This window comes from Paenibacillus allorhizoplanae (assembly GCF_927798215.1).
Classification (GTDB): Bacteria; Bacillota; Bacilli; order Paenibacillales; family NBRC-103111; genus Paenibacillus_E; species Paenibacillus_E allorhizoplanae.
Genome location: NZ_CAKMMW010000011.1, coordinates 21,536 through 36,984, shown reverse-complemented (window position 1 = coordinate 36,984; position 15,449 = coordinate 21,536). Strand labels below are relative to the sequence as shown.

Below are 15,449 nucleotides of genomic sequence, written 5' to 3'. Positions count from 1 at the left end.
TCAACGATCATAAAAAATCACAACCCTGTGGAAGTTATCCCATGTAACAGATTGAGCAATCCATGTACCATCAGGACATACGGCGTGTAGAAGGAGGAATTGAAATGAATAGACAGATGAAGCAGGGGAAGGAAGATTTTGAGGCGCAGATTATGCAGCTGCCCGTTGTGGATACACACACACACCTTGTGGGGGATCGACTTTGTGCGAGTGACTTCTGGGAGATTGCCCACTATTTCTGGTTGTTCCGTGAACTGCAGGCTGCTGGTTACCCAGCGAATGCCATGGAGCTACCTGAGGAGGAACGGATCGCTGCTTTCTTGGAAGCTTACAAGGGGTCAAGAAATACGATGATGAATATGGCAATGACGCACATTTTCCGAGATTTATACGGCATTGTCATCTGTGACGCGGCCTCGGTAAAGGAAGCTGACGCAGCCGTTAAACAGAGTGCTGGGCGTGTTACGTGGGCGCAAGAGGTGGCAGATCGATTGAACGTGAGTAGATTCGTCGTGAATATACCCGAACATGTAGATTTCCAAGGCATGCATGAGAACGCCATCCTGATCCCGCGCATTGATGGTAAATTAGGGGGCTGGGTCAAGGAAATCGAGTCATCGCCTAATCCAGCTGGGGTATTCGCACAAGTGCGTGAGAAACTGACTCAGCTATTAGATACCTATAAAGAAGCGGGTTATCCAGGAGTTATGACCACGTTGCCGAGCTATGAAACCAGAGCGAACCGCAAGGTTGTGGTCGGACAGGGCAGCACCAAGGACGAGATATTAATGATGCTTCTGCACGAATTAGGAGCCGCTGCTGAGCAAAGGGGACTTCTTATACAATTGTTTCTCGGCGTGGAACGTTCTTGGTGTGGAACAGCGACTCCGGTCAATGACCCCACGCGTATCCTGAAGCTTTCTGCCTTGTTTGAGGCGTATGCCTGCACCTTCGAGCTGGTGGTGGCCTCCGAGCTTAACAATTTGGATATTGTGCAAGCGGCATGGAATTTTCCGAATGTTCATGTAGGTGGGCATTGGTGGTTTAACTTCCGAGCGAGTACCTATCGCGATAGTATGCAGTACCGATTAGAGGCGCTGCCGGCAATCAAAAGCTCCCTCATTGTATCCGATGCCAGGTGTATGGAGTGGAGCTACGGCAAGATTCTGCTTGTTAAACGGATTGTGAGCGAATTCCTATGGGGTCAGATCGAGGCAGGCTGGATTGATTATGACACGGCGATCTATGTGGCTAAGCATTGGCTTTACCAAAGTGCAGCGAAGCGCTACGGGGTTGCCCACTGATTCTGTTGTAATCGTTTCCACCGCTCCTACCCCTCTCGTAGTTCTAATCATAAAAAAACACAGTGCGCTATAAGTTTCACCATGTTTACCTTGCAACAACCCTAGTAAGATGAAGAAGTCAAATCGATGCAGCATGCAAGAAGGGGAGGAAAACATGGCCAGCAAAATACAGCCATCCGATCAAACAATGTATAATTTCTCATCGCAGAGTCAGAAATGGGCTTTTATGCGAAAACATTGGCCGATTTATGTGATCTCATTACCGGGAATTATTTATTTTTTACTTTTTAAATATATCCCATTATTCGGTTCGGTCATCGCGTTTCAAAACTACAACATATTCAAAGGGATAAAAGGAAGCGACTGGGTAGGATTTGAGCATTTCCAACGCATGTTTGCTTACACCGATTTTCTGCAAATTTTAAAAAATACGATATTAATCGGTATTTATGATATGTGTTTCGCTTTCCCGATTCCAATCGTCTTGGCTCTTCTCATTAATGAAGTACGTATCATGGCTTATAAACGGATTGTACAAACGGTGGTGTATATGCCGCACTTCCTGTCGTGGGTCATCGTCGGAGGCATAGTTGTTGGGGTTTTGTCCCCTTCCACGGGAATCGTCAATCATTTACTCTCCTTGTTCGGCGTTGAGCCTATCTATTTCTTGGGGGAAAATAGCTACATTCGAACCATTCTCATTAGTTCTGGCGTTTGGAAAGATAGCGGTTGGGGAACGATCATCTATTTGGCAGCGATTGCAGGCATTAATCCTGATCTATACGAAGCCTCACAAATCGATGGAGCCAGTCGCATTCGTCAAGTGTTCTCCATCACGATTCCTAGTATTTTACCAACCATCGTTATTTTATTTTTGCTTCAAATTGGTAATTTCCTCGATTTCGGTTTCGAACGCGTCTTCGTATTTCTTAACCCGCTTAATAACGAGAATGGGGAGATTATTGATACGTTTGTGTATCGAGCAGGGCTTGTTGATCGTCAATACAGCTACACGACGGCTATCGGGTTGTTCAAGTCGGTTGTGGGTCTTCTATTGATCATGATCAGTAATATGTTTAGTAAAAAAATGACAGGCGAAGGCTTGTACTGATACGGGAGGAGACCGGAGGTGAATCGCTATGATTATGACAAGAGGCCATAAAATTTTTAATATATTCAACCTTGTATTGTTAGGTGTTCTAGGATTGAGCATGGTGCTGCCCCTTATTCACATTATTGCCCAGTCCTTAAGCAATAACACGGCCATTAATGCAGGAGATGTCTCCTTTTGGCCTGTGGGCTTCACATTAGGCAGCTATAAACTTATTTTAGAGGATCCGACCATCTGGATCGGGTTCCGGAATAGTGTCATTATTACGGTATTTGGTACTTTTATTAATTTATTTATGACAACAACGCTTGCGTATCCATTGTCCAGACCTGAATATTTGTACCGTAAATCGATTCTGTTGTTGGTGCTGTTTACTTTAATTTTCAGCGCACCGTTAATACCCAACTATTTGTTGATTAAGCAATTAGGGATGTTGAATACCCTCTGGGCTTTAATGCTTCCGATGGCGATTAGCGCTTTTAATTTATTCGTGATGCGCTCATTCTTCCTGAACCTGCCATCGGAGCTGCTGGATTCGGCACGAATGGACGGCTGCGGCGAGTTTCGTATACTTTGGAATATTGTCTTGCCGCTATCAAAGCCTGCGATGGCTACAATGGGCATTATGTATGCAGTCGGTCACTGGAACCGTTATGCGGAGGCCGTCTTCTATATTGATCATCGTCAATGGATACCGCTGCAAGTGCGGCTGAGGGAAATTGTATTTACCGATCAGATGGGGCAGTCGGACGTATCTTCGGAACTCCTGCAGCTCCTATCTCCAGAAGGAATTAAGATGGCGGTTATTGTCGTCGCTACGATTCCAATCCTGTGTGTATACCCGTTCCTACAAAAGCATTTTATCCAAGGTATGATGGTGGGTTCGGTGAAATCGTAATAAACATCGTGTGAAATCGGCCACCCCGTAAGCGTAAATGGGGTGGTTTTTTTTGACCTAACAGATGGCAGCTCATATCGTAAATAAAACAACCCCAATCGTAAATTTTTCCATCTATGGAAATAAGAATGTGATTTACACTTATGCAAGCAGGAGAGGAAGGAGATGATCTTACCATTTATAATGGAAGCGATTGCAATACGAATGAGAACCCCTTGTTTCAAGTAGGTGTAACTGACTCGAAGGAGGCTTTAGAATGTTCAGTAAGATGTTGAAGCAACAAGTACTTAAAAGGGCAGTAAGCATAGTGCTTTCATTGGCACTTGTTCTTACGTTGATTAACATGAATCCAATAGAAACGGTTTATGCAGCGCCGGAAGACAACTTGGGCATTTTGGACATACATGTGAATAAGCCAGTCGACGCAGTAGTTGATCTTGATGATGCAACAATTGACGTATCCTTGCCCTACGGCACCCTATATCAAATGCTGAATGTCACAACCAACGGTGCAAACGCCGTTCTGTATCGAAGTGACGAAACAACGGTGATCCCTTTTGCTTCCAGCGGTATTAACAAAGGCGATGCGAAAATGGACCAATTTTCAACCAGTGGAACCACGACGTATTATCTGGTAGTAACCGATATCAATAACAGCAGTAATAGCAAAAAATATACCCTAACGGTTTCGGTAGATACGGCAATGCCCTCTTTAAGTGGCCCAATGGGGCCAAATGATAAATATTTGCCGTTGAATATTCAGGCAGGCGAGTCCGCTTGGGATGTGATGGGTGCCTCCAAAATTGGCAATGGCAGCGGTACGGGTTCCATCGAAGGACCAACCAGTCCCTCCTCCTACAGCGGGAAACCATGGACGGAGTCGGTATATGACCGTTCAGGGGATTACCCTGTGGCTTCAACTGTGAATGAATCATGGTTGGGAGACAATATGTATCTGCAAACGATCGGACGAAACGATTTGAATGCGCTTACGAAGTATGGCATTGCAGGCATACCAGGTACATCTAAGCTCAACTCGGACATTTTGCGGTTTCACGAATTTAAACCTTTTGTGACTCCTGAAGGTGTAAGTCGGGACGATGGTGACCGTGGAGCTGTAGGCAGTGATCGTCAGAGATTGGAGATTAAGAGCAATACCAGCGCAGCCAACATCGATGCGAATAGCGTAGGCGGCGATATTATGACCCATCACTGGAGGCTCATGCTCCCGTCGGAAACGTTAAGGTTTCAACAAGATGTTGGTGATAAAAAAGCTGGTGACTTTATTGATCCCCACCGGTTTTGGCACATCTTCCAACTGAAAGAAGTAGCGGGCAACGCTGCCGGCCAACCGGTGACTACTCTGACTTTAGTTTCCAGCGAAGGCAAAGGGCAGCTTGAATTCAGGAATAATCCAGATGGCAGCTATGCGGATCGCATTAAGCCATTGTTCACGATTCCTTTTGAAAAGGTTGCAGATCGCTGGCTGGATTTTGAAGTAACGATCTTAACAGCAGATAAAGGTTATGTATACGGTAAGCTTGTCGATCTGGAGTCGGGCGATGTGCTGTTCGAAGGCGGGATGACAGCGGAAACCTCAAGACGACCTGAAGTGAGCAATCCGACGACAGGCAGACTTGAAAGAACGGATCTACCTGTTGAAGCAGGTCAACAAAACCGTTCCAAATGGGGGCTTTACCGGGGGTTGTATAACAGCCCGGCTGATGCAGCCTATGCGGATGAATGGCAAGCAGCAACCATGTATCTGTCAGATGTTCACTTAATCAAAAGGGACGAGGACAGCTATATTTTCCCTGACGGCTGGAACCCCAATACACAAGCGAAAGATGTTGTTGCATGGGCACGGCCAGCAGCGATTTCAGCTTCCCAAGGCACGGCATTTGGCAGTTTAACTTTACCTTCGAAGCTTGATGTCACGCTGAGTACCGGGAAAACAGAGCAGGTGAATGTAACATGGAGCTCGACTGGCTATAACCCTTATCATACGGGGATTAATACGATCTATGGTGAGTTTATTAGCTCAGGTATTACGAACTCCACCAATATTAAACCATTTATTGAAGTTAATCTTTCTAGTTATAAGAACTGGGCGGTAACTCCCGGAGCTACGCTTAAGGTTGTGTCTAGCAGCAGCAACAGTAAAAACAACTTTATTGATGATAATGCTACGACGGCTTGGCAGGCCAATAGCTCACTTACCAAAACAGATGGCTACCAATACTGGGCGGCTGTACAACTGGAAAAGAAAATAGATGTGAGTAACATTCAAATCGAATGGACGAGTAATAGCAAGTTTTTGAAAAATTATCAGGTTTATTACGCGAATGATGCAGCAGCATTTAATGAACTCAAAGAGGGAAATGCCCTATCAGCGACTTCAGATGCAACACGTAAACCGCTTGAGACGGCAAATGGTGCCCTATGGCAGCCAATCGCAGGCGTGGGAAAAACGACACAGCTAGAAAATAACGAAAAGGCTAATCATACGTTAGCTGTACCGATTGCAGCGCAATATATATTGCTTGTATCCGATGTCACACTCGATAATAGTGCGGGCGGAATCAAAGCGAATGTATTCAATGTTTTCGGTGAACCTTCAGCAACAGATATTCCGGTTATACCGACAGGCTCTGTTAACCTGCTAGATCCATCTCGTTTTACACCGCAGGCTGGCGTCAATCTGAAGGTAAGCTCGGAAGCCAATGATCATCCGGGGGCAGATGCTTTGCGGTCAGGCGGCAGCGGGTATTGGCGGAATGCAAGCCCTAATGTCTATAAAGGGGATTATTCGCCATCCTCACTCGCACTAAGTCTTGACTTAGGCGCGCCTAAAACGATAGATAAACTTTATCTTGAAATCCCTAACACCATCCCCAATATTCAAAGTAATGCTACAAGATTTGAGGTCTATTACACCAATGATCCTGCATCATGGTCAAGTGCAGCTACGGCTTCAAATGGGGCACAGCAGTATGATTGGAAAGCTAACGGCTGGACGCTAGCTGGTGGTACGGAGACCGAAGGTTTGTGGTCCTATGTAACGTATAACGGTCAACAATGGGGCTATGATACGAAGACGTTTCTGTATCCGTTTACAGCACGTTATGTCATGATAAACACGGTGTTGGTTGGCCCTAGCGATAAGCGTGCGAATGATACCAATTCCATGATGGGTCTATCCGCCTTAGCGATTTATGGCAAAAATCCGTATGCGAACACAACCGCATTAGTGCCAGCTAAGGACACCTACAGTACATGGGATCAGGTTGCACCTGTATCGACAACGATTAACCTGGGTGGGAAAGTGCTTACAAGCATTAAGAAGGGTGACAGTACGCTTCTACTAAATACGGATTACACAATTGCCGGCAATAAGGTTACATTCACACCTCCATACCTTGCCAAGTTGCCACTAGGTACGAATGAATTTACGTTTCACTTCAACAGCGGTGCACCTTCGCTATTTGCATTGGATGTCATAGCCCGTGGTTATGGCGCAAATGATAAGACGATCAAGATGAACGCAATCGAAGGCGTATCTCCTTACATTGTCTTAGGCGGGGCTATGGGTACCGACGAACCTGTAGAAGGTGTCACGAAAAGAATAAGAGACGCTTATCACGCATTCTACGGTAATCAGCCTCGGGCGACAGCCGCTGATGATCATATCACGAGTGTTTGGGATAGCACATTGCAAAAAAATGTGTTCAAGATCTTTGAATACGGCAGAGGCTTGAATAATGAGTTCTTGGATAAAACGCGTGATGGCGAGTACGGACACAAGGGCGTATTTGATCCGAGTGTAGGCTATATCGTTGACGGCGCAGCTACAACGGATCGGCAAAGAGTTGAGATTCGCCCAAGCGAAGATTCAAATAACGATTTTGTCGCGTACGAAGGCGATTTGGTTTCCTATGAGTGGATGTGGAATATTCCAGACGGCATCCAGTGGAACCAATCAAACTTCAGGCATGTCTTCCAGTTGAAGGCTACGAATCGCCAAGCCCCTGATACTTTACCAGGCGGCAATAATGGCGGGGAGAACGGCGCCTATATTCTTGCGATGTCCATTTCTGGAACAACGAACCGAGATTTAGTTGTCAATCATAACCGTTATGACGGCGATAAGACACTGATGCGAATTCCATTAAAAGAAATTGATGGACACTGGATTAAAGTTGAGCTCAAAGCTCACATTTCGGACAGCGGCTGGCTGACTATTAAGATTACTGATCAAGTGACGGGTAAGGTATATACCTTTGACAGTCCCGATGTCTATCAAGTATTCGGTAATCAAGGTACAGGTGACGGTGTCAAAGACTTATGGCGAAGACCCGAACGAGCAGGTGGCTTTGAGACTGAGTATCCAGCTGCGTTTGATCAATATTTGCGTCCAAAGTGGGGGATATACCGCAGCTCTGCTAACGGTACCAACTCTGCGTATGACGTTCAGCTCGGCCTATCGGACATTACCATAAGCAAGCTGGCATCTGGGTTGTCATCTGTCAACTTGGCGCTTAATAAGAAGGCGTACAATGTTGGATCGACAATTGGTGCTAATCCGATTCAAATGCAATCTGCTACGGCGAATGTATACGGAAACGCCAACAAATTGACCAACGGTGTATTGCAGGACCCAACCAAATGGACGGTAACGAACGTTACCTATTTGGACCAAATCGGCAATTATTCATGGTTGGGTACCGACGGAGAGCGCAAAGGCAGCTTTGTCATCGACCTTGGCCAGGCGATGGATTTTAGCCAGATTAGACTGTTTGCCAAATCCACGAGGTTAAAGGGCGCAACCGTGTTTGTATCCAATGAGATCGGAGATCATTCATCGGCTGCTGAGTTTAATAATATGACCTTTCAACAAGTGGAAAAGCAAACAGCCCTAGGTTATACGTATGAGACAGGCACTACTAATGGTGGTAACGATTCAGCAGATAGTTCGCACCCTATTAACCTGGGCAAAACCTACCACGCCAGATATCTCAAAGTAACGGTAGAGAACGCATCTGGTGGGAATGCAGGCACAGATCTGACAGGACCTCCACGTCTGACACAAGTACAAGTGTTCAATGCGCCACTTCCTCCGCAGCATTTGACGGTTGAAGCTAGCGGTTCAGGTAACATGCTGAAGTGGGATGCGAATGTTTTAAGCGAAGGTTATACGGTGTACAATGAGACAACCGTACTGGCTGATTTACCAGCAGGTGTCACTACTTATCTGTTGCCGAGTAACCTGACTGATTTCTCCAAAGTGACCGTAAGATCCAAAGGAACAGATCCGTATTCACGCAAGTTTATGATTTCGGCACCGACCTTACTTAACATGTCAAAGGACATCGTAGGGATTGCACCGATTAGCATCACAACGAACGTGGGCGTGGCCCCTGTGTTACCGACGGTCGTCACAGCGGTTTACAGTGATAACACAACGGGACAGCGATCCGTAATCTGGGACGCTATTGACGCATCCCAATATGCTGTAGCAGGTAGTTTTAGTGTGCAAGGTACCGTCACTGGTGTAACTTATAGGGCTTTGGCTACTATTACAGTTACAGCCGTAGACATTCCACTACCCGTTATTGTTAGCTATTCGCCAATCAACATAACGACTACAGCTGGCACAGCACCTATCTTACCAACGGTAGTTACAGCAGTTTATAGCGATAATACAACTAGCCAGCTGGGCGTCGTCTGGAACAACATAGAGGCTTCGCAATATGTGTCGGCAGGTACCTTTAAAGTGCTGGGAACCGTTGGAGGAACCTTCTTGAAGGCAGAAGCAACGATCACAGTCACACAGCGTACGACGGATCCGGGGCCAAGTACAGGGACAGGTAGTGGAACTGGCACTGGTTCAAGTTCAAGTTCTAATTCAGGAACTACAGGGATCATCGATCTGGATAAAGATGCTAAAGTGACGAAAGAAACAACGGCGGATGGAAAGACGGTTACGAAAGTTACTGTAGATAAGGATAAATTGGAGAAGGCTTCAGCGATTCCAGTTGTCGTGATTGAAGTGAAGGACAGTGCATCCACCGTAAATGTGGAACTGCCGGGCAATGCGTTCCTGAACGCAATCAGTAAGCAAAGCAACTCGGTGATTCAGATTAAAGCGCATGGTGCGATGTATGAGCTGCCAGTCCAATTGTTTAAAGATATAGCTAAGGATTCAACCATAAGCGTTGTAATTTCAAAAGTTTCGGGTAAAACCGGAGACGATGTCAATGCCGCAGTGAACAAGTTGAACGCGAAGCAAATCGTTGTGAGCCCAATTGATTTTACAATCACAGTCAATGGGAAAGAAATGGATGATTTTGGCGGCGAATATGTGAACCGCACGCTGAGCTTGGGGACTTGGACAGGTGACCCTGGTAAGGTAACTGCGGTCTGGATCGATGCGAACAATGGGATTCATTTCGTACCAGCCCTTATTACGACGAAGAATGGATCATCTGAAGTTACGATTCACTCGCCGCACAACAGTACGTACACGGTCATCCAATCTAATCAATCATTTGCAGATTTAGCAGGGCATTGGGCCAAAGCGGATGTTGAGCTGCTGGCCAATAAATGGATTGTTAACGGAATCACGGATAAGCAGTTTGCACCAGAGGCGCAAGTTACGCGCGCTGAGTTTGCGGCGATGTTAGTTCGATCGCTTGGACTCGTAGAGAAGAAAGCAGATGCATTCCGTGATGTAAAGTCGAGCGACTGGTTCGCTGGAGCCGTTAGCACGGCGCATCTAGCCGGGTTGATTAACGGTTATGAGGATGGTACCTTTAAGCCAAATGCCAACATCACTCGCGAACAGATGGTGGCGATGTTGATGCGTGCGATGAAAGTTGGAGGGAAGGAAATCCAAGCCAGTACCACGGCGATTGATCGCTTCTCCGACCGTTCGACGATCGGCGAATGGTCGAAGGCAGCCGTCGCACAGGCACTGACCGCAGGTCTTGTTCAAGGCTTGACGGACACTATCTTCGCACCGACAGAGCTTGCAACACGCGCACAAGCAGCAACGATTCTGAAGCGAATGCTGCAATCTCTACAATTTATTAACTGATTCAAACCCAGACCGCCTTTGTTTGGCGGTCTTTCTTCAATCGTATAAAATCACATAGCGTCTTAAATTTATACATTCAGAAATCGGATCGTAATCGTTATGATAATCACAGATTGATGGAATCGCTTACAGTAAATGAAGAAAGAAGGGGCTTTCAATGAAAAAAACAATCAGTCTAAGTCTAGCTGTCATGATGGCAGCTACCGCACTAACCGCGTGTTCCTCAGACGGGAAAGTGGCAGGCACGGCTTCACCACAGCCATCAGGCAACGTAAAAGCAGCGCCGGTCAAATTCTCGTTACTTTTTCCAACGACAGTCAGCACAGGTTATCACACTCGAATTCCCGATTTAAACAAGGACAAGTGGGTCTTGAAGCTGGAAGAATTAACGAATACGGATTTGGATGTTAGGGTTGTCGAAGATGCCAAGTTCGGGGTGATGTTCGCAAGTAATGATATTCCTGATGTTGTTGGCAGTATCGGTGGTCCTGGCAGTAAGTCGATGTCAGGTTCGGTTGAGAATGGTGTGTTCATGCCGCTGGATGATCTGTTGAAGCAGTATGGGCCTAATTTAATGAAAAATGTACCCAAAGCAGCGTGGGAGAGTGTCTCGTACAATGGCAAGATTTATGGCATTCCCGAATATTTGAGCAATCCTTCCCGTCGTGCCACTTACATTCGTACTGATTTGCTAGCTAAAACGGGACTTCAAGCTCCCAAAACGGTAGATGAGTTTCTGAATGTCCTAAGGGCTTTCAAGAAGCTAGGCGTCGAGAGTCCGTATCAAATGAGGGAGAACTTCAAGTATGCGGACGTTCTTCTAGGAGCTTACGACGTACTGCCGTATAAAGATCAATTTGAACTTGTGGATGGTCAAGTGGTTCCTAAATTTTTCGATTCGGAAAATGTACAGAAAGCACTAACCGCCTATAAAACAATGTACGAGGAAGGTTTGATTCCGAAGGAATTCGCTACTATTTCCGCTACGGATTACAACAAAAGCCTAGATGCGGGGAAAGCTGGAATCTGGTCGCAGAATGCTTCCGGCTTACCAGGGTCCAAAACCAAGCTAAGAGCGCTTAACCCAGACTTTAAAGCGGATATCATTGCTTCTCCAAAGGGACCGGAAGGCAAAGGCGGATACTTCTTCTATTCACCTGTCGTTCGGACGTTCTATATTAATAAAAATGTGAAGCAAGATACGGCTGCTGGTATTATCAAAATGTTTGATTGGATGATGACTTCCAAGGATGCAGAAACATTCTTTACCTTCGGGATTGAAGGCGATACCTATACCAAAGACAGCAGTGGTGCGATTAACTATAAATTCCCAGTAACTAAGGAAGATATTGATGAAGAAGGGTTCCGCAGCGGAACACTTTGGGCGGTACATGACTCTACCTACAATAAACCAAGATTGCAGCTGAACGATGATGGAAAAACGACCCTGAAAGCATTTGACGAGATTCTTTCGAAGGAAGGTTTACCTGGTATTGGATTCTATCCTGATTTGAGCAGCTTCGCTAAATTCCCAGATCTTGCAGCGCCTCAGCCAGACGTAGGTCCGAAAATTATCGTCGATCACATGATCAAAATGATTTATGGCAAAGAGCCGATTTCCGATTGGCCGAAAGTGATCGAAGAGTATAAAGCCAAAGGCGGTACCGAAATTATTAAAGAAGCGACAGACCGTTGGAACAAGAAGCAAGGCGCGATTATGATTGACACGAAATAACGAGCTATGAATAGAGGCATCCCTTTCGCAGTATAATTCGCGGAGGGATGTCTTTATTATGCGGAAATCGTAAAAAAACACATACTGCCGTAAGTTTATACGTTTTTCTTGGACGGTCAATCTCCTATAATGAAGGCAATTAAAATCTATGGAACTTAGGGGGTAATTAATACATGAAAGCGATATTGGTTGGTTTAGGTTCAGCCGGGTTCAGTTGGTATAAACGTCTAAGAGATCAAGGGTTATTAGCAGCCGTTGTTGAGGTTGATATAGCAATGAAAGAGAAGATGCTGGATGATCCGTTCCCTTTTTACACCTCATTAGAAGAGGCTTTGCAGAACGAACAGGCTGATTTTCTAGTTAATGTAACTTCACCTATGCGGCACACAGCAGTGAACCATGCGGCATTTGACCATAAGTTGGCTGTATTGTGCGAGAAACCGATTTCCTTTGATTATGAGGAATCCATCGAGATCGTGACTCGAGCTGACAGGGAGAAGATCATATTTATGATTGCAGAGAATTACCGCAGGATGCCTTATATTCGCAAAATGAAACAGCTTTTGGACGAAGGGGTCATCGGCCGTATTTCGTCTATGGATATACAGTTCTACAGATACCACCATGTTCAGCGGAGATATACCGTTAGTATTCTGGATGACATCGGGGTGCATCACTTGGATATGATCCGCTATTTCACAGGTAGAGAAGGAAAGTCAGTGCAATCGAAGCTATACAATCCAATTGGTGCTTGGCAAGAAGAAGGAGCGCTTATTAATGCGTATGCTTTATTTGAATTAGAAGGTGGCATTACAGCGACCTACAACGCATCCATCTCGGCCAGAGGAACGGAGACGCCATGGAGCGGCAATTGGCGAATCGAAGGAACGGAGGGCGCTATGGAAGTCGTCGATAAAGAAATTCGCCTCATTCGGGATGGCAAAGTTGAAGTGATTGATGACATAAGTGGTGTCGATGAAACAGATACACTGGCTGAATTTCTGGCATCACTCCGTGAAGGACGCGAAGCGGAAACGAGCGGCAGGGATTATTTGAAAACCCAAGCACTTGTTCATTACACGAAGCTGGCTAATGCGTCCGGCAGAACGATGTCCATTGAGATTCCAACAATATAAAGGATTGGGGAAATGAGTATGCTAGCATCAAATTGGCAACAATCAGCACCAGGGGTATGGCGCCTAATGATTGGAAATCCGCAGGGCATAACACCGCTCTCTTTGATGGAGGTGTTACCGAAAACAGAGGCGCTGCAGCAGCTTCCGCAAGTGAATCCTCCTTTTACAAGAGAAGACATTGAAATCGAGGATCTTGGTGATTATCTTATGTTATCTATACCGCTTAATCGTACGGAGAAGCTGTATGGGACAGGCCTTCAATTATTACGAATGAATCAACGCGGAAGAAACCGTTATTTGCGGGTAAACAGTGATCCTAAACAAGATACAGGGGAGACGCACGCACCAGTACCCTTCTACATAAGTGATCTCGGGTATGGCGTGTTGGTGGATACTTCGCGAATCGTTACGATGTATTGCGGCTCAACGATGAGACAAGACGAAACGCTAAGCGAGGATATTCGTGATCGCAACACCGATAAGGGATGGAAAGCGACACTAGTGGCATCGCGAGTGGAGATCAAACTACCTAGGGAAGGTGTAAACGTTTATTTGTTTGGCGGACCAACCCTTTCTGATGTCGTAGCTAGATATAATTTGTTTTGCGGTGGAGGCACGCTGCCTCCGAAGTGGGGACTTGGCTTCTGGCATCGGGTTCCGACGCTGTATACGGACGGACAAGTGCTCGAAGAAGCAGAGCAGTTCCGTCAGCATGATATACCCTGTGATGTCATTGGACTCGAACCTGGTTGGCACAGCCTAAGCTACCCAGTTAGCTATGAATGGGAGAAAAGCCGATTCCCTGAACCTGAACAATTCGTAAAGGAACTGGATCGTAAAGGCTTTCGTGTGAACCTATGGGAGCATCCCTTTGTATCACCGAAGAGTGAGTTGTATGAGGAATTGAAGCCGCTGTCGGGAAGTCACTCTGTATGGGGAGGGCTTGCCCCGGATTATTCGCTGCCGGAAGCTGTGTCGCTTTATAAGAAGCAGCATGAAGAGCAACATGTCAATATCGGGGTAGCCGGTTACAAGCTGGATGAATGTGACGGCAGTGATTTGACCAACAACTCTTGGATGTTTCCAGGACACGCTCAGTTTCCATCGGGTCTTGACGGCGAGCAGATGAGACAAATGTACGGGTTAATGTTCCAAAAGATGACGACAGAGCTATTCCGCAGTAAAAACCGGCGAACCTACGGGCTAGTAAGGGCTTCGAATACCGCGGCATCCTCCATGCCTTATGTCTTGTATTCCGATCTTTACGATCACAAGCAATTCATTCGTGGTGTATGTAACGCCTCTTTCAGCGGGTTGCTGTGGACGCCGGAAGTGCGAAGAGCTAGGAATGCCGAAGACTGGGTCAGACGGATGCAAACGGTCATCTTCTCGCCACTTGCGATGCTCAACGCTTGGGGGGATGGTACGAAACCGTGGTCTTTCCCAGAGGTTGAGGACACGGTTCGCCACTATATCAAGCTGCGGATGAGACTGCTGCCTTATTTGTATACGGCTTTCGCAGCATATCGAGAGAAGGGGATTCCACCTTTTCGTGCTATGCCGTTCGTGATGTCGCCAGCAGAAATCGCAGAAGCTGAGGCGATCGAAGCTAAAGCAGCTGAGCAAACCTTGAACACGACAGATGGCGCTTATGGCAAGAAGAAAGTGAGAGAATGGGACGACCAATACATGGTTGGAGATGCCCTATTAGTTGCTCCACTTGTCGAAGGAGAGACTGAGCGAGAAGTTCTGCTCCCCTCGGGAATCTGGTATGGATTAGAGACTGGGGAACGATACGAAGGTGGTTGTATCATTCGGATTCAATGCGGTTTAGAACGGATTCCAGTATTTGTTAGAAATGGATCTGTCATTCCTATGATGCCTGCACTGTCGCATGTCCCACCGCTAGGAACGCAAGTTCCACTTGAGCTGATTCATTTCGGTGATGCTGTCGGTGAAGGGAATTTATATGACGATGACGGGGAATCGTTTGACTATGAGACAGGTGTATGTGGCTTGTGGAAAGCAACAGTCACCCAAGAGGCAGATGGTTCCTATGAAGGGCGACTTACTGGACCGACGGAAATACCGCAAGCATACAGCACTGTCACGTGGCGCTTCGCACAAATTCGTTTGTAGCACCTTCCGTTGAAGAAGCGATCACGGTGA

General features: G+C 46.3%; 7 protein-coding genes. All 7 read left to right on the top strand.

Translation table 11 applies throughout. From position 1 onward, the window contains the following. Positions 1-104 precede the first annotated feature (104 nt). The 7 genes from L6I86_RS18540 (at position 105) to L6I86_RS18510 (ending at position 15,419) form a co-directional block, all read left to right on the top strand. Positions 105-1,304: a glucuronate isomerase gene (locus L6I86_RS18540; RefSeq protein WP_236289461.1), complete on the top strand. Its 1,200-nt coding sequence runs from the start codon at positions 105-107 to the stop codon at positions 1,302-1,304. A 154-nt stretch (positions 1,305-1,458) separates the two neighbouring features. Further along, entirely contained in the window at positions 1,459-2,415 is a 957-nt protein-coding gene (locus L6I86_RS18535; protein WP_236289460.1) for an ABC transporter permease, read from the top strand. Between the two features lie 28 nt (positions 2,416-2,443). After that, on the top strand, positions 2,444-3,313 hold the full coding sequence (locus L6I86_RS18530) for a carbohydrate ABC transporter permease (protein ID WP_236289457.1): 870 nt from the start codon (positions 2,444-2,446) through the stop codon (positions 3,311-3,313). A 256-nt stretch (positions 3,314-3,569) separates the two neighbouring features. Continuing rightward, positions 3,570-10,409 carry an S-layer homology domain-containing protein gene (locus L6I86_RS18525; RefSeq protein WP_236289455.1) on the top strand — a complete coding sequence of 2,280 codons (6,840 nt, stop codon included), beginning with the start codon at positions 3,570-3,572 and terminating at the stop codon, positions 10,407-10,409. A gap of 157 nt (positions 10,410-10,566) precedes the next feature. Beyond that, the gene (locus L6I86_RS18520) at positions 10,567-12,144 is read left to right on the top strand and encodes an extracellular solute-binding protein (protein ID WP_236289453.1); all 1,578 of its coding nucleotides are present in this window, start codon (positions 10,567-10,569) and stop codon (positions 12,142-12,144) included. A gap of 173 nt (positions 12,145-12,317) precedes the next feature. Further along, positions 12,318-13,280: a Gfo/Idh/MocA family protein gene (locus tag L6I86_RS18515; protein WP_236289451.1), complete on the top strand. Its 963-nt coding sequence runs from the start codon at positions 12,318-12,320 to the stop codon at positions 13,278-13,280. A gap of 18 nt (positions 13,281-13,298) precedes the next feature. Then, positions 13,299-15,419 (top strand): glycoside hydrolase family 31 protein, encoded by a 2,121-nt coding sequence (locus L6I86_RS18510; protein ID WP_236289449.1) that lies wholly within the window; start codon positions 13,299-13,301, stop codon positions 15,417-15,419. The last annotated feature ends 30 nt before the right edge of the window (positions 15,420-15,449 follow it).